This window comes from Chryseobacterium sp. YIM B08800 (genome assembly GCF_026163565.1).
Lineage (GTDB): Bacteria > Bacteroidota > Bacteroidia > Flavobacteriales > Weeksellaceae > Chryseobacterium.
Map to the genome: position 1 here is coordinate 30,179 of NZ_JAPDKN010000019.1, position 21,507 is coordinate 51,685.

The window sequence follows — 21,507 nt, forward strand, 5'->3', positions numbered from 1 at the left end:
TTTTAAACAAGATAGTTAATATTTTCAACCAAATAATTTAAATAAATTAAAAATATTAATTAATTATAAATTTTTATTTTATTTTTTAAACTATATATTTAGCTTTGCTTTAAATAAATATAACATGTGTGGAATCGTTTGCTTATTTGACGCAAAACAGTCAACCGAAATACTAAGACCTCAGGTTCTTGAAATGTCTAAAAAAATCCGTCACCGCGGTCCCGATTGGAGTGGAGTTTTTCAAAGTGAAAAAGTTGTTTTTTCTCATGAAAGACTTGCAATTGTAGATCCGGCTTCAGGAAAACAACCCTTGTTTTCAAAAGATGGAAAAATTGTACTTGCCGTAAACGGCGAAATTTACAATCACAGAGAACTAAAAAAAGAATTCCCTGATTATGAATTTCAAACCGAGTCTGACTGCGAAGTCATTATTGCTCTTTACCAGAAATACAGAAAAGACTTTATCGAAAAACTCAACGGTATTTTTGCTTTTGCATTATACGATATTGAAAATAATACTTATCTCATTTCAAGAGATCACATGGGAATTTGCCCGCTTTATCAAGGTTGGGACAGAGAAGGAAATTATTACGTTGCTTCAGAATTGAAAGCTTTGGAAGGAATCTGCAAAAAAATTGAAACTTTTTTACCGGGACATTATTTATATAGTATTGAAGGACACGAACTTCAGCAATGGTACAAAAGAGACTGGGAAAACTTCGATGCTGTAAAAGATAACGTTACAGATATTCAGGCTATCAGAAAAGGACTGGAAGACGCCGCTCACAGACAATTGATGAGTGATGTTCCTTATGGAGTTCTGCTTTCGGGAGGTTTAGATTCATCTATTATTTCTGCCGTTACCGCAAAATTTGCAAGACAGAGAATAGAAAGTGGCGATACTCAGGAAGCTTGGTACCCAAGATTGCACAGTTTTGCCGTTGGATTGGTTGGTTCTCCGGATTTGGCAGCAGCAAAAAAAGCGGCGGAACATATCGGTTCTATTCATCATGAAGTCAATTTTACGGTTCAGGAAGGTTTAGATGCGATTCGTGATGTGATTTATCACTTGGAAACTTATGATGTAACCACAATTCGAGCTTCCACTCCGATGTATCTTTTGGCAAGAGTCATCAAATCTATGGGAATCAAAATGGTACTTTCCGGAGAAGGTTCCGATGAGTTATTCGGCGGTTATTTATACTTTCATAAAGCTCCGAATGCAAAAGAATTCCATGATGAAACCGTAAGAAAATTGAGCAAACTTCATTTATATGATTGTTTAAGAGCCAACAAAGCATTGATGAGTTGGGGAATAGAAGGTAGAGTTCCGTTTTTGGATAAAGAATTTATGGATATTGCGATGAATGTAAACCCTGAAGATAAAATGATTCGTAAAGAAGAAGGAAAAGTTGAAAAATGGGTTTTAAGAAAAGCTTTTGAAGATCTTTTACCCGAATCTATTGCATGGAGACAGAAAGAACAGTTTTCTGACGGCGTGGGTTACTCATGGATAGACACTTTAAAAGATATTGCCGAGAAATATGTTTCTGATGAAATGATGACCAATGCGAAATTCAGATTTCCTTTAAACACACCACAAAATAAAGAAGAATACCGCTACAGAACAATTTTTGAAGAGCATTTCCCAAGCGAAACTGCAGCAGCAACAGTTCCGTCTGTTCCTTCAGTTGCATGCTCCACTCCTATTGCGTTAGAATGGGACGAAGCATTTAAGAAGATGAACGACCCAAGCGGAAGAGCCGTAAAAGTACACGAAACTTCTTATTAAAATCAATAATATTTATCAATCCTGTATTCGTACAGGATTTTTTATTCAATAAAATCAATAATATTTGCATAATTTAACTAAGTATTAAACTTATTATCTAATAAATAATTATATTTGGAAAATAAAAATAATCTCTGTTGTAAAATGAAAAGAAACATTACTATTTTTTTTGCTTTACTGTGTACAAGCTTAGCTTTCGGACAAGGTAAATACGGAAAAGTTCTCAATTCTAAAAAACTAGCTCTTTCTTATAAAACTGTAAAACCTGTTGACAAAGATGATTACTATCAACAATATTATTGGTTGGTAAAAGCGGAACAGCTTAAAACATATCCTCACCTTGCTGATGTAAAGCCTGTTGTTTTGTACAACTTTGTAAAGAAAGTAAACCCTCAAAATCCTACAAAAAAATTAGATGAAAGAGGAAAAGAGCTTAGAAGAACAGCAGAATTATCTTTAGACCAATACTTCAAAAACAAAAATTTCCAGAATAATGATGTTTTGCTTTATAATCTGGAAACGTATGTAGATCCTTCACAAGGAGAATACTTTACAAAAGTAGATGCTGAAAGAATCAAGCAACTGGTTCCTAAAGAATTTTTCGGGTTTGCGTCTTTAAACAAAAAAACTAAAGAAGAGACCAATTATTATCTTTGGGTTGACAAGAAAAATGATAAATTTAAAATCGTTGACATTGTTCCAAATGAAAAAGACAATGCTAAATTTTACGCTTCTGTAAAGCAGTATCTTCCGAAGTATAAGTTTGAAAGAAAATATATGCCTACGGTAAAAAAAGGAAGCAAAGCTGACAAAACAGACAAAGATTTCTTTTACATTATGCCTTTTGAGCAAAATAAAGATAATATCGAATACAAAACAGAAGATTTTGAAACATTCATCCTAAGCCAGGTAAAAAGAGAAGGTGAAGCATGGATTGGAGTAGAAAAACCGAGAAAATAAAAAAGTTAATCTTTTAATAAAAAGCCCCGAAATAATATTTTTCGGGGCTTTTTCATTTATATTAGCGACAATAAAATTCACCTAAATATGAAAATAAAATCATGCTTTTTCTTGTTATTTTTATTCGGAATTTTCTCAGCTCAATCTTACAAAGCCGTTTATGATTTTAAATGGAAACCTCAGAAAAACGCAACTGAATATTTGCATGAAGATTTTGCATTGTTAATCAATGAAAATAAAACATCAGATTTTCTTTCTTACATTAAATTTAAAAATGATTCTACAAAAACTAAAACCGTAAAAGACTTCAAAAAAATCGGACAAGGGAGTATGTCTTTCAATTACAAATATGGCGAATCAAAATTCAATGAAATTGTTACTAAAAATTACAATGACAAAGAAATTCAATTTGAAAAACAGCTTCACGACAAGCTTTTTGTTGTTAAAAACAATTGTAAAATAAACTGGAAAATAGATTCTGCAAAAGATAAATTCTTAGGATATTCCGTTCAAAAAGCAACGACAGAATTCGGCGGCAGAAAATGGACTGCATGGTTTTCTACAGAAATCCCTATTCAGGATGGACCTTATAAATTCTCTGGTTTGCCTGGTTTAATTTTAAAAATAACAGATTCAGAAAATGAATTTATCTATGAAATGAAATCAATTACCAAAGAAGCCAATGACATTTCAGAACGAAATTTCGGAGTGCTTAATATTATTAAACTGAGTTCAGAAAAATATCAGAAAATCTGGGAAGACTATAAAAAGCAACCTTCTTCTATTTTTAATTATAAGACTAATTCTGATAGTAATGATGGCTGGATGGCAACCTACACCATTGGTGGTGGTGACCCTAATGATAAAAAATACCGCGACAATTATGATAAAAAGACGAAGGAGTTTTTAAAAAACGTTGAAAATCCGATTGAGTTGAAAAATGATTGTTTATGATAAACAGCTGCAATTAAATCTAAACTTATTATCTTTGCAAAACAATGAAACACTTAAACAGCATTTTACGTTTACCGTTTTTCAGTACTTATTATTACCCGTTCTATCGTTCGGGAAGTATTTCTATATCTAAAATTCAATAAAATTTAAATTAAAAATATTGAAGAGCCCGAACAGATCTGTTCGGGCTTTTTTTATGCTTAAAATTCAAAAAAAATGATACACACTTTAAAAGAAAATGTAGAAATTATTCTGCCAGAAAACGGTTTGGAGCAAAAATTACAACAAGCCAAAGAAGAAAACAGAAAACTCATCATCAAGCTTGGTTTTGATCCCACTGCTCCTGACTTGCATTTGGGACATGCCGTTGTTTTGAAAAAACTCAAACAGTTTCAGGATCTGGGACATCAGATTGTCATTATTGTCGGAAGTTTCACCGCAAGAATCGGTGATCCAACTGGGAAAAACAAAGCCAGAAAACCATTGAGCGCTGAAGAAGTTCAACATAATGCAGAAACATATATTAATCAGCTTTCAAAAGTAATTGATGTAGAAAAAACGAAAATTGTTTTTAATTCTGATTGGTTAGATTCTCTGAATTTTTCAGAGGTCATTCAGTTGATGTCAAAAGTTACTGTGGCTCAACTGATGCACAGAAATGATTTCAGCAAAAGATTTTCAGAAAACTCACCGATTGCAATGCATGAATTGGTGTACCCAATTTTGCAGGGATTTGATTCCGTAAAAATAGAATGTGATATTGAAATGGGCGGAACCGATCAGCTTTTCAATTGCACGATGGGAAGACAATTGCAGGAAACACATCAAATATCACCACAAATTGTAATGTGCATGCCTTTATTAAAAGGACTTGATGGAAAAGAAAAAATGAGCAAATCTTTAAATAATACCATCGGTTTAACAGACGAACCCAATGAAATGTTTGGAAAAACAATGTCGATTCCTGATTCTCTGATTCATGAATTTATTGATTTGACCACAGATTTTTCAAATGCAGAAAAGCAAAATTTAAAATTGAGAATTTCTGATGGTGAAAACCCAATGAACATCAAAAAAGTCATTGCCAAAAATATTATTTCTCAATACCATAATGAAGAATCTGCTGAAATTGCCGAACAGTTTTTCATCAATCAGTTTCAAAACAAAAATTTCACAGAGAAAGTATTTGAACCAGTTTCTATTGAATCTTTATTTCCAAATCAATCAAAAATCAACCTGATAGAGCTTTGTCATCATTTGAAAAACAACGAAAGCAAATCTTTTATCAGAAGATTAATTGAAAGCGGCGGAGTTCAAATTAACAATGTAAAAATTACAGATTCTAATGCAGAAATTGAGATTTTAAAAAAGACGAAAATTAAGATCGGGAAAAGAGATTTTTTTGAATTGATATAAAATTTAACCATTAAGAAATTTAAGTGATTAAGATGAATTAAGAAATTATCAAAGATATTTTTAAGCGTTACGCTTAACATTTGACAATGTTAAATTCTTAACAATTCTTTTTTACAAGCTTTTACATTTCTTAATGGTTAAAAATATGATTTTAGTTAAACATATTTTTTTACTGATTTGCCATCGTCACATAAATAATTCTTCCGCCTTCTTCATTGGAAAGCAATATTTTTTTGCCTTCAGACAATTCAACCATTGAATTGGGCGGAATCTCTTTTTGTTCGGTTAAATCTTTCATAGAAGTCAAAGTCTGATTCACCAAAACCCATTTATCCTGATAAAAAGTAAAATATCCAACCGGTTTTTTATCTTCGAAAGTCAGACTTTCATTGCGGATTATTTTTCTTGAAACATGCCATTTAAATAAATACTGATTATGATAAACCATTAATCGATGATTTTCAGGCTTCCAAACCTCATCATCATATTTAAAATACAAATCGAGAACAGGCAAACTTCCTTTGTGAGAAGTTCCACAAAACGGACATCTCGGAGTTTGGGTATTATCGAAAACATACCATTTTTCATTACACTCAGGATTATGACAAGGTTGAATGAGGTCTACCGTTTTCAGTAAAGCCGTTTCCCATTCATTTGCCAAAGGTCTTTTTATTGGATCATGAAGCCCATCAATAAAAGCTTTTCTAAATAATTCAGACAAATAAGGTCCGGTAACGGTGTAAGGAATTTTATTTGGATCACCCCAAAAAGCATCCCATTTTTTCAGATATTCAGTTCGTACTTTGTTGGAAGAATCTGTTGGATGTTCTACAAAAAGTGCTTTTTCACCCATTGAAATAATTTCGTCTTTTTCAGAATCCAGATCCCAGATTTTACCGCCTCTTAAAGGATGACGGCGAAGAAGATACATATAAATAAGAACCGCCAAAGCATGAAGGTCGGTCTTCTGATTCGGAAGCTGTCTTCCTGGATCATGCAGGTGCAAATGTTTTGTTTTTAAAACTTCCGGAGCAATAAAATCAGCAGTTCCGATGACTTCGGGCGGAAACAGTTTGGGAACTACCAATCCGTCGATATCAATAATACAAGCCGATTTCGTCACCGGATCAACCAAAATATTATTATAAGAAAGATCTGAATGCGCCAAACCCATCTGATGCAGTTTTTTTATTCCTCGGGTGATGTTGATCGCAATCTGGAAATAACTCAGCCAATCGCCGAGTTCAGATTTATCTAAACGAAGCGGATAATGCTGGTTTCTGAACATTGGAGCCGTAAACCACTTCCCTACTTTATCGCCACCAGCAATATTATCTGAACCAAAATACCCTTTCGCAAAAAAGAATTTCTGGCTGTAGATTGGAACAACAATTCCTGTCAGATTATTTTTCTGAACAATATCATAAGGCCATCTGAAAACCTCATCTAAATAATAATCTGAAGCATTTCCGTTTTGGATATTTACCAAATAGGTAGAAACAATTCTTTTGATCCTTTCTTTTTGTTCGTTTTCCAAAGGTGTTCTGTAAAAAGCCACCACATATTTTCTGTCAGGCGAAAAATAAACATCTTTCACACCGCCTTTTACAGGGTTTTCATCTACATATTCATAAGATTTTGCAGTGTCTAAAATTGAGGAAACGGTGGTTGTTTTTTTCATTATAGCTAATTAAACTTAAAAAATATATTATGTAGTTTTAAAGATGTACCATCCATTACCTATTTCTCTAATCATAATTACACGACTAGGATTCATTTCAGGAATTTCTGATTTTTCTATATTATAAAAATATCCTACAGTATTATCAATCATTCCACCAATTGTTAATGTAAAGCAACTATCACAAGGAAAATAAAAATTTCCATAATTTCCAATCAATAAACTTTTCAATTCTTTTTCAAAATGTTTACTAATTTCCTTATTAGACAATTTTGGATTTTCCTTACTAAATTTTTCTATTTTCTCTTTTAAATCTGCGAACCTCGTTTTATTATCATTAAAATACTTTATAATATTATCATCTGATTCTAATGTAAGTTTTGTATTTCCAATTGTATTGTCTAAATCTATTTGGTTTTTGATTCCTAATTCATCGATTTTGAATAAATTTTGTTTATCTTTTTCAGACATTTTTTCAAATTCATGAAGCATTTGTTGCAAAATCCCAGTTTGTGCAAGAGCTCGGTAAGCAATTATCATCCATGTTTTATCTTTTTCAAAATGTAAATACGTATCAAATCCTTTTCCTAAGCTATCAGTTACAGTAATATTTACAACTGCTGTTTTATCATTTTGACTTAGTGTTTTAAAATCTAATTTTACATTACTGCCTAAGTCATTTTTATTTGGACGTCCCTCAAATTCATCTTTTGAATATTTTTTCACATCCGGAAAATCAGTTAAAAAAAGTTTTTGGGCAAGATCTAAAGGCTCATAGTTTTGGCCAAAAATAGTTAGAGAGTTAAGTATTAAAACTAAAATTATAAATTTCAACTTCATTTCATTTATTTTTTTATTTAATAAATCACCGCCAAAGTCCGATCATCATGATTTCCTTTGCTCCAGAAATCCAGCCAGGAAAGCAATTGTTTGTCGATTGTTTCGTCATTCTGAAAATCAACTTTTGCTTCATCATCATTTTTACCGTTTAAATCTTCAAAAAAAGTTCTCCAACTTTCGATATCTTCCAACTTATTTTCGGTGATAAATTTCGGATCGTAAATTCCGTCAGTCATTAAAACCAATTTAGAAAAGTCTTTGGCATGCGTAATTTTGAAACGTGAAGAAATAGTATCATCAAAAATTTCATTCATTGTGATAAAACGGGTTCCGCCTCCAAATTCGCCAACGTCCATTGTGTTCAGTAATTTAACATCAGAAAAATCTTCATTAATTAGATTAATCGGGCAATCACCTACTCCAAAACTTAAAATAATATATCCAAAATCAAACTTTTTAACCAAAACAAAAATCAAAGTAGAATGTAAATCCTTTAGCGTGACAAAATGTTCTTCTGCTTTATCTTTTAATGTTTTAAAAGTATCAGAAACTCCTTCATAAAGAATTTTTATAATGTTTTGTTTCGCTTCTGAATTCTCATTTTCTAAATTGAAAATTTCATTGAGATGAATATCTAGCTTGGTTAAAACTTCTGTATTTTTAAAATAATTGTTGATTGATTGAGTTGCCAATTCAGAGCCATATCTCGCTAATTGCGCCGAACCAGCCCCATCGGAAACCGAAATAATATTCCAGGAATTGGGTAATTCATTTACCGCAAAATCATCATCTCTGAATTTTCCTTCATGCGCGTGAGAGCGACCTCTTTGCGAAGCGACCACAATCTTTTTATCTGAAAAACTTCCTTTAAACATGGCTTCATCTGTTTTGTGAAAAGGCGCTTCTTTATCTGAAGGAATGTTTTTCCACAAATCTTTTGGATCTGCGTTGACGAAAAGCTGTGCTTTTTTAAATTCAAAATTTTTTTCGTCTTGAATATGAAAAAATTCGATCTTCAAATCGTAAGTATCGCTTTCAAAAGGTATTCCTTTAATCGTGTTTTCTTCAAAGCTTAAACCCGCCAAATCCAATCCTATAATATCTTTAATTCTGATATTCGGAAACTGCTCCATCGGAAAAACAAATTCATATTTCTTCTTGGAATGAGCGTTGGTAATCGGAAAAAATGCGTCGGCAAATTCTTCTCTTTCTTTATAAATCATTGCTTCCTGCATAATTTTGTTCTGAGCTTCGATAATAAGCTGTAGATTATTCTGAATTTCCTTTTGAGTTAACAGTTTTAAAACTACTTTATCCAATATTTTACGATCATGGATATCGTGATTCTTCAAAATCTGTCTGATTGTATTTTCCATTTAGCCTAAAGTTCGGTTGATGTCAAAACCTTCACTGCTAAATCCGTAATAATCTCCGGTTCCACACCAAGGACATTCATTGTAGCCTTCGCCTTTCAAGCAGTGAATTCCACCACACGAACAGGTTGCCAATGCAATAGGATTGGCGCAATGCGGACAAGATGGAGTGCCATGAAGCTCTTCCACAGAAATTTTCTGACTGCTTTTCTGCGCCGAAGAAAGTCGGTAATACGAAGCATCGTCTATTCTGTACGTTCCTTCCAATCGGTAATATCGGGTTTGCATTCCAGCAATTCCGGAGTCGGTAAATGCTTTTTTATATTTAATTAAATACGATTTTTTTGAGTCTGAACATTTTCCATTCAACACCACAAAATTATTATCGGGAAATCTTTGTTGAGCTTCGGGATCAACTTTTTCTAAAATACTGTGATCGATTTTAGATAAATTAATTCCTTCTTTATTGGCTTCCGTTACACTCTGACTGGTTGTTTTAATAGAATCAGTCACCCATTTGAAAAATTCTTTATAAGAATTTTCAGAATTGTTATTAAACAATAAAACATTGTCTGAAAGCGAGCCCAATAATTTATGATTGGTATTATCACCAATGGATATTGCGATCGTATTTGATTTTCCGTGATAATTTTTATTCCATTTTTCGATGGCAATTTGTGCATCATCAGTAGGAACTCCGTCTGTGAAAAGGAAAACAAGAGGTTTCCAGTCTCCTTTTCTGTCGTAAGTAGTTTTTACAATATCTTTGTCGATACAATCCATTACTTTGAAGAGACCCTTTGCCAAAGAAGTTCCGCTTCCTACCGGGATTTTTGGCGGATAAAAAGAAATAATATCCTGCAACGGCGTAATTACTTCTGCTTCTCCTGCAAAACCAATGACGGAAATCCAGACAGTTTCTAATGAATACGGATCTTTTTTTAGTTCTCTTACAATGGTTGAAATACCTTCCTGAACCTGATCAATCGGTTCACCAATCATCGATTCGGAAATATCTACCAAAAAATAAATGGGAAGTCTTCTCATATTTTTTATTGCGTTTTTATTTGTTTCTCGCTGATTGAGCAAATTTTTCAGATTTTTTTGATCTGCTTAATCAGAATAATCTACGAGAAAGTTTTTTAAATTAAACCATTAAGATTTTAATTAAGGAGTTAAGAATATTAAGTTGAGCTTCGCTTTTTTTCTAAAAATCTATTTGATTTTTCTTAATGAAAGTTGACTTCTTAAATCATCTTAATGGTTCAATTATTAATAATTTTTTAAACAGATTTTAAATAATAATATTCAGTTCTGATGGTGGTGGTGGAAGACTGATACTTTCGCCTGTTCCCTGAGATTTCCCGCCCATTGTGATGGATGAACTTACCCATTTGAAAAATGAAGATAATGTTGCAGCATCGGTTGTATCGAGTTTTACGACATTATCTGTTAATTCTTTCAGGAAACTTTCATCAGCTTTTGGACCAGCAGCACAACCTACAATCACCCCAAAATCCATATTTTTGATTACCGGAATCATCTGTCTGTATTTTTGAATATCGGAAGGTTTTCCGTCTGTAAAAATAAAAAGAAGAGGTTTCCAGTCGCCTTTTACTTCTGACGAACCTTTTATTAAATCAACCTGAAGCAGTGCAGAAACCAGTTCCAAAGCAGCTCCTGTATGAGTAGGACCACTATCGGGACACGTAATTTCCATCGGATGAAAACTCGCCAAATCAACCATCGGAATAATATTTTTCACTTCACGGTCAAAAGTGGTGACACTTAAATGCAGTGTATCCATCGCTTGCGGATCTGAACGAAGCGCACTAATCAATCCGTTGAAACCATTATTCAGTGCATGAATTGGTTCTCCATTCATTGAGCCGGAAGTATCCAGCAGAAAATACGCTAATAATCTTCTGTTCATTTTGCTAAACTTTAAAATTTCATTAAAAGAAAATTACTTTTAATGAAACTTATTGATAATTCTATTTTTAACGCAAAGCGCGCAAAGTTTTTAAAAAAAAATTGCTGAATATTTTTAAGTAAGCAAAGGCGTTCTACTCAGCAAAGTCCGCAAATAAAATACGTTAAAATAGAATTGTTTAAATTTGATTAATAAGAATAGTTTTTAAGAATATCTACAAAACTATCGGTATGATTTGGCTCTCCTAATGCACGGAATTTCCAGTCGCCATTATGTCTGTAAGCTTCTGCAAAAACCATAGAACACATTCCGTTCATACTTGCATCACCGGAAAGACTGTATTTTGTAATTTCTTTTCCTCTTGCATCAACCGCGCGGATAAATGCATTATCAATCATCCCGAAATGCTGATTGTTTTTTCTACCCATGTAAATTGTCACCAAAAAAACAATTTTCTGATAACGCTCATCAAGCTGATCTAATTTCACAATAATTTGCTCATCATCTCCGTCTCCAGCTCCTGTTCTGTTATCTCCTGTTAACCAGATTTTACCGCTTGGATGCTGCATCGAGTTGAAATAGATAACATCTCCCTGGTAAAGTCCCATTTGTCTTCCGTCATTCGTTTGAACGGTTCTTCCTAAATTGGCAACTTTTCCGTTTCCATCAAGAAGAAATGCAACTGCATCTAAATCATACTCTGCTTCTTTGCTGAACATTTTCCCGAAAAAACCACCTTGTTTACGAACATCCCATCCTAAACCGATGGTTACCTGAGACAGATCATAAACACTTTCTCCACGGTCGTTTTTTCTTAAATCAATAGTTTGACCTTTCTGTAAATTAATTGCCATTTTTAATATCGTTTTTGTGTTGTTTTAAAGTTTATTGTGGTTTCTTTTTTTGTAGTATTTATTTTAACGCAAAGTTTGCAAAGATTTTTTTCACTACTAACTGTTTTTAAGTACGCAAAGGCGTTCTACTCAGCAAAGATCAAAAGTCTTTGATTACGCTATTAAATTATGTTTTTTTATTTGATGATTTGACCTTTATAGTATTTCTCTAAAAAGAACCCAAGATCTGCTCTGTAACCAATCCCTGAAGCTTCAAATTTCCAGCTTCCGTTTCTTTTGTAAAGACGCCCGAATTCTACCCCTGTTTCAATAGAAAAATCTTCATCAAGTTCATATTTTGCAATTTCCTGATGACTATTGTTATCTACAATTCTAATGTAAGAGTTTCTTACCATTCCAAAGTTTTGCTTTCTTCTCTCGAAATCTTCAATCGTTACCACAAACAGAATTTCTTCTACTCTTGAATCTACTTTTTCAAGATCAATGATAATCGCTTCGTCATCATCTCCGTCACTGCTTTTTCCATCGGGATCATCTCCTGTATGTTGTAAAGCTCCGTCTGGAGAATTTAAGTTGTTATAAAAAACAAAATACTCATCACCGACCAATTTTCTGTCGGCATCAATCATAATTGCTGAAGCATCTAAATCGAATGCATGACCTGTTCCTTCATTTGGATCCCAACCTAAACCGATTGTCATTTTCGTAAGCCCTAATTCTATTTTTTGTCCTTTCTGTAAATTAATAGCCATAATATCTAAATATAATTTTTCCCTTAAGATAGATTTGATTTTTGAATTAACCAAATTAATGATAAAAAGTCATACAGTTTTAAAGTTTTTTTAATATTTGAAAAAAAAATTAAGCAAAAAAAATCCTGCTTCAAATGAAACAGGATTTCTATATTTTAAAATTAAATTTAAAATTATTCTTCTATTATATTATTACGTGCTTTTGCCAACATCGGAATAGAAATCAATCCCATCACCAACATAACGACAATCTGTAACGGAAGCGAAATAAATGAATACGTCAAGCCCATTTCACCACCCAACTCAGCACTTTTGCCCATTGCAAGGAATAAAGCCATAAAGCCGTATTTCATTGCTAAATTAAAAGCTCCAATTCCACCACTTGCAGGAATTATCATTCCTAAAGTTCCTACAACAATGATGAAAAATCCGTCAGCAAAAGTAAAATCTGAGGTTTCGGGCAATGCAAAACATACCAAATACGCTGCAAAGTAATAAGAAACCCAAATTCCTATTGTATATATAATGAACTTTCCTTTTTCTTTCAGTTTGAAAATTGAGGTAAGACCTTGAATAATACCATCAATAAAACCAATAATTTTACCCAGAACAGGAACATTAACAAATTTATTTTTAAAAACAAAAAATAAAACGCCTGCAACAGCTAATCCTCCAACAACTAAAAGTATTTTATTTGGATTAATATTGATCCCCGAATTTTTATAAAAAGCCAGTATTGCTTCATATTTAAAGATTAGGGTCAATCCTAAAAATCCTAACATACAAATCAAATCGACTACTCTTTCCAGAATAATTGTTCCAAAAGATTTATCTACAGGAACTTTTTCCACACCATATAAAGCAGTTGCTCTTGCCACTTCCCCACTTCTAGGAATAGTCAAATTCATTAAATAACCAAAAGATAAAGACCAAAGCGCATTTGAACTTGAGATTTTATGTCCCATCGGTTCCAACAATAAATTCCAACGAATAGCTCTGAACCAATACGCTAAAAGTGCAAATACGGCAGCAAAAGCTACCCAAAGGTAATTGGCTTTCGCTAAAGATTTCTGAATTACTTTAAAGTCTAATCCTCTGAGCGCTAACCACAAAAAAAAGCCTGCAAAAGCAAGCGAAATTACTATGGTTAAAAAAGATTTTAAAGTTTTATTAGATTTTTTCTCCATATTTTAGGTAAGAAGATTGGTCTTTTCGTCCGGGAAAACAATTTTCGGCTGAAACTCCTGAGCTTCTTCCGGCGTCATCTGCGCATAAGCAATGATAATAATAATGTCATCACGCTGCACCTTTCTTGCAGCAGGGCCGTTTAAGCAAACTTCTCCTGATTTTCTTTTTCCTTTGATCACATAGGTATCAAAACGTTCTCCGTTGTTGACATTGACGATATAAACCCTTTCTCCCACTACCAAACCTGCAGCTTCGATAAGATCTTCGTCAATGGTAATACTTCCAATATAATTAAGGTCTGAAGCCGTAACTCTTACCCTGTGAATTTTAGATTTGAATACTTCTATTAACATGGTGCAAATTTATTAATAATATTTAATAAAATCAGTTTAAAATGAAAATTACAACTACCATATATTGAGACAATTATTTTAATCAAAACCAAAATATCAACAATTATATTACAAACTTAACAAGTATATCAATAAAAAAATCAATACTTGATACCAAATTAGGAATTTAATAAATCAAAAACCAAATAACATAAATGTAGCAAAGTCAATATACATAAGTAGTTGGCACGATTTTAGTACCACGAAACGTAGATTTTTCGTAAAAACCTAAATTATCAAATTTTAATTGATTTTAATAAATTGTAAAAAAAATCAATAAGTTTTTACAAAAAATTTGCACAATTTGAAAATTGTTTTAAATTTGCTTTTATAACTAACTAACTTTTAATATTAAAAATTATGAACAAGTCTGAATTAATCGACGCAATCGCAAAAGACGCAGGTATCACTAAAGTTGCTGCAAAAGCTGCATTAGAATCATTTATTTCTAATGTAACTACTACACTAAAGACAAAAGAAGGAAAAGTGTCTTTAGTAGGTTTCGGTACTTTCTCAGTATCTGAAAGAGCTGCACGACAAGGTATCAACCCTGCAACTAAAAAACCAATTAACATTGAAGCAAAAACAGTTGCTAAATTTAAAGCGGGTGCAGATTTATCTGCTGCTGTTGCTACAGCAAACACTCCTGCTGGTAAAAAGAAAAAATAATCTTCTGATTATAAAAAAGAAAACCTCATCATCTGATGGGGTTTTTTTTATTGCTAAATAAACTTGTTATATTAAAAACTAAGGCGCCAATCGAGAAATCTTCCAATCGAGATCTTCTAATGTATAGATAATTCTGTCATGCAATCTATTGGGTCTTCCCTGCCAAAATTCTATTTCGTAAGGTTTTGCCAAATAACCACCCCAGTTTTCAGGTCTTGGGATTTCTTTATTTTCATATTCCTGCTCTAAGACTTTTAATTTTTCTTCTAAAAACATTCTGCTGGGAATTTCCTGACTTTGAGGCGAAACCGCTGCACCAAGCTGGCTTCCTTTCGGTCTTGAGTGAAAATAACCATCACTTAAATTCGGTGCAATTTTTTCAAGATCTGTTTTGATGATAATTTGTCTTTCTAAGCCCGGCCAAAAAAAATGAAGACAGGCTTTATGCGTTTTTTCGATAGCCTTTCCTTTGCGGCTGTCGTAGTTGGTATAAAAAACAAAACCTTCGTAAGTGTATTCTTTCAGTAAAACCATTCTCGTACGCGGACAACCATCTTCTTCCAGCGTAGAAACCGCCATTGCATTGGCCTCAGAAACGGTAGGATTTTCAGAAGCATCTAAGAACCAATCTCTGAATTGCTCAATAGGATTCTCTTTAATCTCAGTTTCAATAAGTTGAGATTTTTCGTAGATTTTTCTTTTATCGTGGAGGTTTTCCATAAATAATTTTTATTAAATTTGAGTATGAATTACTCATACAAAGGTAAAATATTAATTTCCACACCCGATATTTCCGGCGATATTTTTTCAAGATCGGTCGTGCTGATTATAGACCACTCCGAAAGTGGAGCATTCGGTTTGATACTGAATAAGAAAAATAGTAAAATGAGTAATCGCTTCAAAAACTTCTTTGATTTTGAGATTGAAGTTTACGATGGCGGTCCGGTAGAAAATGACAAAGTCTTCTTTATTATTAAAGGAAAAAAAGTAACTGAGAATTTTACAGAAATTAATGATGAGTATTATCTTACAGAAGATATTGAACTTATCATCAATGCCGTTTTGCAGAATGAAATCAGTATTCAGGATGTAAAAATCTTTTCAGGATATTCAGGATGGTCTCCATCACAGCTTGAAAATGAAGTTTTGCAGAAAGTCTGGACCGTTGTAGATGTTTATAATCTTGATTATACCCTTCCCAATGACAATACTTTGTGGAAATCTATTATGCAGAATCTTGGTGGTGAATACCTTTTGTGGGCAAACGCACCGGAAGACATTTCGTTAAACTAATCATTACTTCACATGGAAGCGATAAATTTTAACAATTTTTTAAGCTTTTATTGTATAATTTTTAGAATACTTTTCACGTTCTTTGATAACATAAAAACAAGTACTATGAAAGCGGTAAAACATGTTTGTTTACTAATTGAAGCTTTACCAGAATAAAATACAGTTTCTGATCTCAATCAGAATAAAACCCGGTAAAGGACTTTAATGTTGTTTACCGGGTTTGTCAATTTTAGAAACTATTTCTCCAGCTTTCTACCAATTCGGTAAAACGAGTGCTTTCAAAAGTTTTATTTCTAATTTTCTTTACAGAAAAGATTCCTTTTTCATCAGAAATCAATAAAATTTCTTCCGCTTTCTGAGATTCAAAAGCAATAATTTCATGCTCCTGAGTATCGGCAAGATTATTTTTATGCAAAAAGGTCACAAAGTTCTCCAATAAAGGCGAAATATAAGCTCCTTCCGACTGTTTTGGTATCTTGATAACATCTCCTTCCAAGAAAAGAAGATTTCCTGTTGTAGCGCGGGCAATTCGTTTGTTTGGATTTAATAAGATCACATCATCTAAGTCATTTTCCTGGGCGTAAATTCCGCCATAAATATTTTCAGGGCAATGAACTCTGATGTTACTTAAAAGATTATTATTTACATTGATTTCTTTAATTAAATCTAATTCTAAAGGTCTTTGATGAATAGAAAGTACATCATCCATTTCATCAACTTCAAAATAATAAGAAACCGTTGATTTAGATAAAATAGCTCCGTCTGAATTTCTGAATACCAAGAAATTGATAATTCCGTTTTGAACACCCTCTCCTTCAATCACTTCCGTATTAAAAAGATTCTGAAAAAACTCCAGCGTATAAGTAAGAGGAATATTCATTCTCATTTTTCTCATGGAAGCCATTAAAAAGAAATAGCATTCTTCATCCATGATTAATTTTGAATTTCTAATAAAAAAAGAAACTTTCACAGCATCTCCCGAAAGAAATGCACGGTTTTTCAATTCAAGTTCTTCAGATGTAAAATAGGTATTTTTCAAAATTTAATTCTTTTATAAAAAAAATAATGAACGATAAATCGTTCATCAGTTTTGTTCATTTAAAACAGTCCTACTTAAAAATTAAGCAGCACCTAATTTTATTCTAAGGTTTTCGATAAGGTTTTCCCAATACATTGCGTTTTCCTCTTCATCACCTTCCTCACAAAAATCTGTAATATTTAAAGCTAGATCTTCTGTAATATCATCAATTGTAATGGTCATTTCGAAGAAATTTTTCGTTCCTTCGTCTTCTTCCCATCTGTAACGTACGAAACCTTCAGGCTTATATCTGATTAAAGTCGCCTTTTCAGCAGGACCTCCACCCCAACTGAAAAAGAAATCATCACCTTTCTCTACTACCTCATCTGCAAACCATTCAGACAATCCCTCAGCAGTTGCCAAATATTCATACAAAATCTCTGAAAGACAGTGCATTGGGAATTCGTAATGGACTTTATGTTTCGCCATATAACTTATTTTTAACGTCACGCAATATATAAATTAATTTTTTCATTACGCAAAATTATATTTAAATTTTTATGATTTTTGTCAGAAATATTCTTATTGCTTCAAAACGAAGTTTAATAGTCTATATCGAAATAAAACTGCACTAAGAAAACTTATGGAAAAGTAACCTTCTGCGCACAGCTTTATATTCGTTATTCTTCATTTAAAACATCAAGAATAATCTTACATCCTTCTGTAATTTCTTCTTTAGAAATTGTTAAAGGTGGAGAAATTCTGAGGTATTCATTTCGGTATAACTGCCAGAAAACAATAAGACCTTTTTCCATACATTTTTTAGCAACATTGAGTGTAAATTCCGGAGTTCCAAGATTTACCGCAAGCATCAAGCCTTTGCCGTTTATATTTTTTATTTTAGGATGAACCAAAAGTTCTCTGTACAGTTTTTCTTTTTCATCCACTTCATTCATTAAACCACTTTCTAAAACTTCTTTTAAAGTAGCGTGAGAAGCTGCAGCAATTAAAGGATTTCCACCAAAAGTTGTGATGTGTCCTAATTTCGGAGAGTGAGAAAGTGTTTCCATAATCTTTTTAGAACTCATAAAAGCTCCTACAGGAACTCCACCTCCCATTCCTTTTCCCATGACCAAAATATCAGGAACAATACCGAAATGCTCAAAAGAAAAGAGTTTTCCTGTTCTACCAAAACCCGGTTGGATTTCATCAAGAATCAATAAAGCTCCGACTTCTTCACATCTCTTTTTTAGTTTAATTAAATAATCATTATTTGGAACTAAAAATCCAGCTGCTCCCTGAATGGTTTCTAGAATTACGCAAGCTGTTTTTTCTGTAATCTTATCAAAATCATTTTCATTATTAAACTCAATAAAAGAAACCATCGGTAACAAAGGACGGAATTCTCTTTTGTGTCCTTCATGCCCTGAAACACTTAATGCACCATGTGTATTGCCGTGATAAGAGTTTTTGAAAGAAACAATTTCTTCTCTTCCGGTATATCTCTTTGCCAGTTTTAAGCTTCCGTCAATTGCTTCTGCACCGCTGTTGACCAAATAAGTAATTTCCAAAGGATCTGGAGTGGCTTCGGCCAATAATCGACATAATTCGACAGGTTTTTCCTGAGCATATTCGCCATACACCATCACATGAAGATATTTGTCAGCCTGTTCTTTAATCGCATTAACTACTTTTGGATGCGAATGCCCCAAAGTATTGGCAGAAACTCCCGCTACGAAATCGAGATATTTTCTTCCGTCTTTTCCAAAAATATAGCTTCCTTCTGCTTTTTCCACTTCAAAACCCGCTGCAAATTGCGTCGTTTGAGCCTGATATTTAAAAAAATCGTTTTGCATTTCCATTATATGAAAAATTTTAGGCAAAGCTAAAAAACATTCATTAAAAGGAGAAATTTAAAATCCAATAATAAAGCTAAACAGAAATAAAACTTTGGGAAATATAAAAAACACGGACGTTTTGAAGATACATGTATTAGTCGGTTTTGATTTATGCGCATGAGTTTGGCAAATGATGCGCATGAATTGGATAAATCATGCGCATCATTTTATAAGTTAATGCGTATGAATTAAAATCTTGACAAGGCTCTACAAATCAAGCAAATATTTACAAAGAAAAAAGACCAGCTATACAACTGGTCTTTCATTTATTATTTTCTTACCCTTTTAGGTTTTTTAGCTTCTTCTTTAGCTCTTTCTTTTTCCGCTGCTTCCTGTACTTTATTGTAAAGAGCATCGTTGGGTTCGTATTTTATCTCTTCATAATTTGGTGAGTCGACGAGAATATCCTGCCATTTCCGTATTCGGTCTTTGGTATTCCAATTGAAATCTTCAAATTTTTTCTGCTCCGGAGAAATCTGGCTCATCGGATACGTTTTTGCTGCAGCTCCGATACTGCATGAAATAATCTGTACTTGTCGTTGCTCAAACAAGGCACTGATAATTCCGCATATTGACACGGTAACCCCAATCCTATCATTAACCTTTGTTTTCTTATTAAATTCATCGGCATACGTAATTGCTTCTGCATTTCCAATTACTTTAATTTCTTTGATATCCGGACCTTCGTAGTACACCGTCATCAACTTTCCTTTCACCTGATGAAATTCATCTAACAGATTTAATGAATCTACTTTAGCAATCGCAAAACCGTTTCCTATCACTTTTAAAGAGTCGATATTTTCAGTTTTAGTATTAAAATAAGCTTCTACTTTATCACCGGTTACCTGTTTTTCACCGCTCCATAAAATAGGATTGGTGTACATGTGCATAATTCCATCTGTTTCGTTGAAAGCGATAGAATCTGCTCTTCCCTGTGCGTTTGATTTATAAATTCTTGCTTTTCTGAAAGCTCTCAAGTAACTTTTCTTTTTGGTAATGTCTGCAGTATCCGGTTTTTGATAAGACAGGATTTTTTCGGACGAAAAGTAAAGCGAATCTTTTTCAAAAATCTTTACAGCATAAGGCTCTTTGGTCATCATCGACGAATCTTTCTTTTCGTAAATTTCACCATAGCCACCTTTAATGTATCTTTTCTCTAAAGGATCATCAAGCGTAACATTTCCTGTAGCCTTCCCGAAACCAGTGAGCTGATTATAATACATTTCGTCTCCGGTAAGAATCTTGTCATTATAGTAAATCCTCGAGTTTTTCGTAAGAAAAGACTCTTTGGTATTCATATTATGCGTTCCTTTATCGGTAATAATCCTGTTCTTCGGGTTTTTATTATTGGTAATTACGGTATAACCGTTGATGGTAACGATATTGGTATTCTGATTCTGAACTACATTATCACCTTCCAAAGTATAATCTTTATCTACAATTTTCACTCTTCCTGTAAGATCAATTGTACGGGTCGACAGAAAATAAGTAGCCGTTTTTGCATACGTTGTACTTTTCCCGTCATTGATGGTTCCACCTGTATTAAAATAAGCCTGATTAGAAACCCTGTCATAATACATGGTTTCAGTTTTAATAATCGTTCCTTTAGGATCAGTTAAGACCACGTTTTTTCGGGCAACACCTTTTTGAGTGTTTCCGTCGTACTCCATTTCACTGGAAGTAATAACAGAACCATCGCTATTCTGAAGTTTTACATTACCAATAGCTTTGATAAAATTTTCCTCTTCATACCTAATTACTTCATCTGCTGAAAGAATCGAACCTTGATGTTCGATGACAACATTTCCTTTTAAATATTGATTCCCATCATACTTAGCAGGATCTTTAATAATTTCATCAGCATGAATAATTTTCACCTTTTGTGTAGGCTTACTTTTCTGTGGCTGATTTTTTACAGGATTTTGTAAATAAGGATCTCGCTGCGCAGGTTTCGGTGTAACCTGAGCCAAAGTAAACGAGGAAATAAATAGGAATAGAAAAAGAACCAGTCTCATTGATTAATCATTCTTAGTGCCATAAAAATACAGCGAATGAGAATCAATTTTTACGCCAAAAGCTCCTTCTATTGCTTCTTTAATCCCTTGAATTCTAGGATCACAGAACTCGATGATTTCTTCAATCTCTTTGTCTGAATCTTTTTTGTAAATCACCAAATGATCGTGCTGTTTATCAAAATAAGATTTCTCGTAAGAAGATGAAGTTAATGTTTTTTCACCAAACTGGTGCTTACGAATTAAGCCTGCATCAAGGAAAATCTCGATGGTGTTATAAATCGTAGCTTTAGAAACATGATATTTTTTCTGCATCATCAGAAGATACAGATCATCTACATTAAAGTGATGATCCATATTATAGATCTCTTCTAAGATCGTGTATCGTTCAGGCGTGTTACGAAAACCTTTTTCAAGTAAATAATTTCGTAAAACGTCTTTTATTAAAGCTATATTTTTTTCTTTTTGTAAAGTATCCATTA

General features: G+C 33.0%; 21 protein-coding genes. 6 read left to right on the top strand and 15 right to left on the bottom strand.

Annotation, left to right across the window (positions count from 1 at the left end; translation table 11 throughout):
• Positions 1-124: 124 nt before the first annotated feature.
• From asnB to tyrS, 4 genes are all read left to right on the top strand, one after another.
• Positions 125-1,792 carry an asparagine synthase B gene (gene asnB / locus OEW74_RS08775; RefSeq protein ID WP_265428109.1) on the top strand — a complete coding sequence of 556 codons (1,668 nt, stop codon included), beginning with the start codon at positions 125-127 and terminating at the stop codon, positions 1,790-1,792.
• A 144-nt stretch (positions 1,793-1,936) separates the two neighbouring features.
• Positions 1,937-2,752, top strand: a complete 816-nt coding sequence (locus tag OEW74_RS08780; RefSeq protein ID WP_265428110.1) for a hypothetical protein — start codon at positions 1,937-1,939, stop codon at positions 2,750-2,752.
• An 87-nt stretch (positions 2,753-2,839) separates the two neighbouring features.
• A complete protein-coding gene (locus OEW74_RS08785; RefSeq protein WP_265428111.1) occupies positions 2,840-3,706 on the top strand; it encodes a GLPGLI family protein in 867 nt (288 codons plus the stop codon).
• 216 nt (positions 3,707-3,922) lie between these two features.
• Entirely contained in the window at positions 3,923-5,122 is a 1,200-nt protein-coding gene (tyrS, locus tag OEW74_RS08790; protein WP_265428112.1) for a tyrosine--tRNA ligase, read from the top strand.
• 169 nt (positions 5,123-5,291) lie between these two features.
• On the opposite strand, the gene OEW74_RS08795 is transcribed toward tyrS, so the two are convergent.
• From OEW74_RS08795 to panD, 9 genes are all read right to left on the bottom strand, one after another.
• Positions 5,292-6,803, bottom strand: coding sequence for a helix-hairpin-helix domain-containing protein (locus OEW74_RS08795; protein ID WP_265428113.1), 1,512 nt, complete (start codon positions 6,801-6,803; stop codon positions 5,292-5,294).
• Positions 6,804-6,830: 27 nt separating this feature from the next.
• Positions 6,831-7,643: a hypothetical protein gene (locus OEW74_RS08800; RefSeq protein ID WP_265428114.1), complete on the bottom strand. Its 813-nt coding sequence runs from the start codon at positions 7,641-7,643 to the stop codon at positions 6,831-6,833.
• Positions 7,644-7,660: 17 nt separating this feature from the next.
• A complete protein-coding gene (locus OEW74_RS08805; protein WP_265428115.1) occupies positions 7,661-9,019 on the bottom strand; it encodes a PP2C family serine/threonine-protein phosphatase in 1,359 nt (452 codons plus the stop codon).
• On the bottom strand, positions 9,020-10,063 hold the full coding sequence (locus OEW74_RS08810; protein ID WP_265428116.1) for a TerY-C metal binding domain-containing protein: 1,044 nt from the start codon (positions 10,061-10,063) through the stop codon (positions 9,020-9,022).
• Positions 10,064-10,310: 247 nt separating this feature from the next.
• Complete coding sequence (locus tag OEW74_RS08815) at positions 10,311-10,949, bottom strand: vWA domain-containing protein (protein WP_265428117.1); 639 nt, start codon at positions 10,947-10,949, stop codon at positions 10,311-10,313.
• Between the two features lie 188 nt (positions 10,950-11,137).
• Entirely contained in the window at positions 11,138-11,803 is a 666-nt protein-coding gene (locus OEW74_RS08820; RefSeq protein ID WP_265428118.1) for a TerD family protein, read from the bottom strand.
• Between the two features lie 176 nt (positions 11,804-11,979).
• Positions 11,980-12,555: a TerD family protein gene (locus tag OEW74_RS08825; RefSeq protein ID WP_265428119.1), complete on the bottom strand. Its 576-nt coding sequence runs from the start codon at positions 12,553-12,555 to the stop codon at positions 11,980-11,982.
• A 173-nt stretch (positions 12,556-12,728) separates the two neighbouring features.
• Entirely contained in the window at positions 12,729-13,742 is a 1,014-nt protein-coding gene (locus OEW74_RS08830) for a lysylphosphatidylglycerol synthase transmembrane domain-containing protein (RefSeq protein WP_265428120.1), read from the bottom strand.
• Positions 13,743-13,745: 3 nt separating this feature from the next.
• Positions 13,746-14,096, bottom strand: a complete 351-nt coding sequence (panD, locus tag OEW74_RS08835; RefSeq protein ID WP_066679682.1) for an aspartate 1-decarboxylase — start codon at positions 14,094-14,096, stop codon at positions 13,746-13,748.
• 399 nt (positions 14,097-14,495) lie between these two features.
• On the opposite strand from panD, the gene OEW74_RS08840 reads away from it, so the two are divergent.
• Entirely contained in the window at positions 14,496-14,804 is a 309-nt protein-coding gene (locus OEW74_RS08840) for an HU family DNA-binding protein (RefSeq protein ID WP_265428121.1), read from the top strand.
• A 78-nt stretch (positions 14,805-14,882) separates the two neighbouring features.
• Here the strand turns inward: OEW74_RS08840 and pdxH are convergent, their stop codons facing one another.
• A complete protein-coding gene (gene pdxH, locus OEW74_RS08845) occupies positions 14,883-15,524 on the bottom strand; it encodes a pyridoxamine 5'-phosphate oxidase (protein ID WP_265428122.1) in 642 nt (213 codons plus the stop codon).
• A gap of 24 nt (positions 15,525-15,548) precedes the next feature.
• Between pdxH and OEW74_RS08850 the strand changes: the two genes are divergently transcribed.
• Positions 15,549-16,097, top strand: coding sequence for a YqgE/AlgH family protein (locus tag OEW74_RS08850; protein ID WP_265428123.1), 549 nt, complete (start codon positions 15,549-15,551; stop codon positions 16,095-16,097).
• Positions 16,098-16,326: 229 nt separating this feature from the next.
• Here the strand turns inward: OEW74_RS08850 and OEW74_RS08855 are convergent, their stop codons facing one another.
• The 5 genes from OEW74_RS08855 to OEW74_RS08875 form a co-directional block, all read right to left on the bottom strand.
• A complete protein-coding gene (locus OEW74_RS08855) occupies positions 16,327-17,136 on the bottom strand; it encodes an aminotransferase class IV (protein ID WP_265428124.1) in 810 nt (269 codons plus the stop codon).
• A gap of 81 nt (positions 17,137-17,217) precedes the next feature.
• A complete protein-coding gene (locus tag OEW74_RS08860; protein ID WP_066675814.1) occupies positions 17,218-17,604 on the bottom strand; it encodes an START-like domain-containing protein in 387 nt (128 codons plus the stop codon).
• A 191-nt stretch (positions 17,605-17,795) separates the two neighbouring features.
• Positions 17,796-18,971: an aspartate aminotransferase family protein gene (locus tag OEW74_RS08865; protein WP_265428208.1), complete on the bottom strand. Its 1,176-nt coding sequence runs from the start codon at positions 18,969-18,971 to the stop codon at positions 17,796-17,798.
• Between the two features lie 311 nt (positions 18,972-19,282).
• Positions 19,283-21,028 carry an OstA-like protein gene (locus tag OEW74_RS08870; protein ID WP_265428125.1) on the bottom strand — a complete coding sequence of 582 codons (1,746 nt, stop codon included), beginning with the start codon at positions 21,026-21,028 and terminating at the stop codon, positions 19,283-19,285.
• 3 nt (positions 21,029-21,031) lie between these two features.
• Positions 21,032-21,505: a Fur family transcriptional regulator gene (locus tag OEW74_RS08875; RefSeq protein WP_047399628.1), complete on the bottom strand. Its 474-nt coding sequence runs from the start codon at positions 21,503-21,505 to the stop codon at positions 21,032-21,034.
• Positions 21,506-21,507 lie beyond the last annotated feature (2 nt).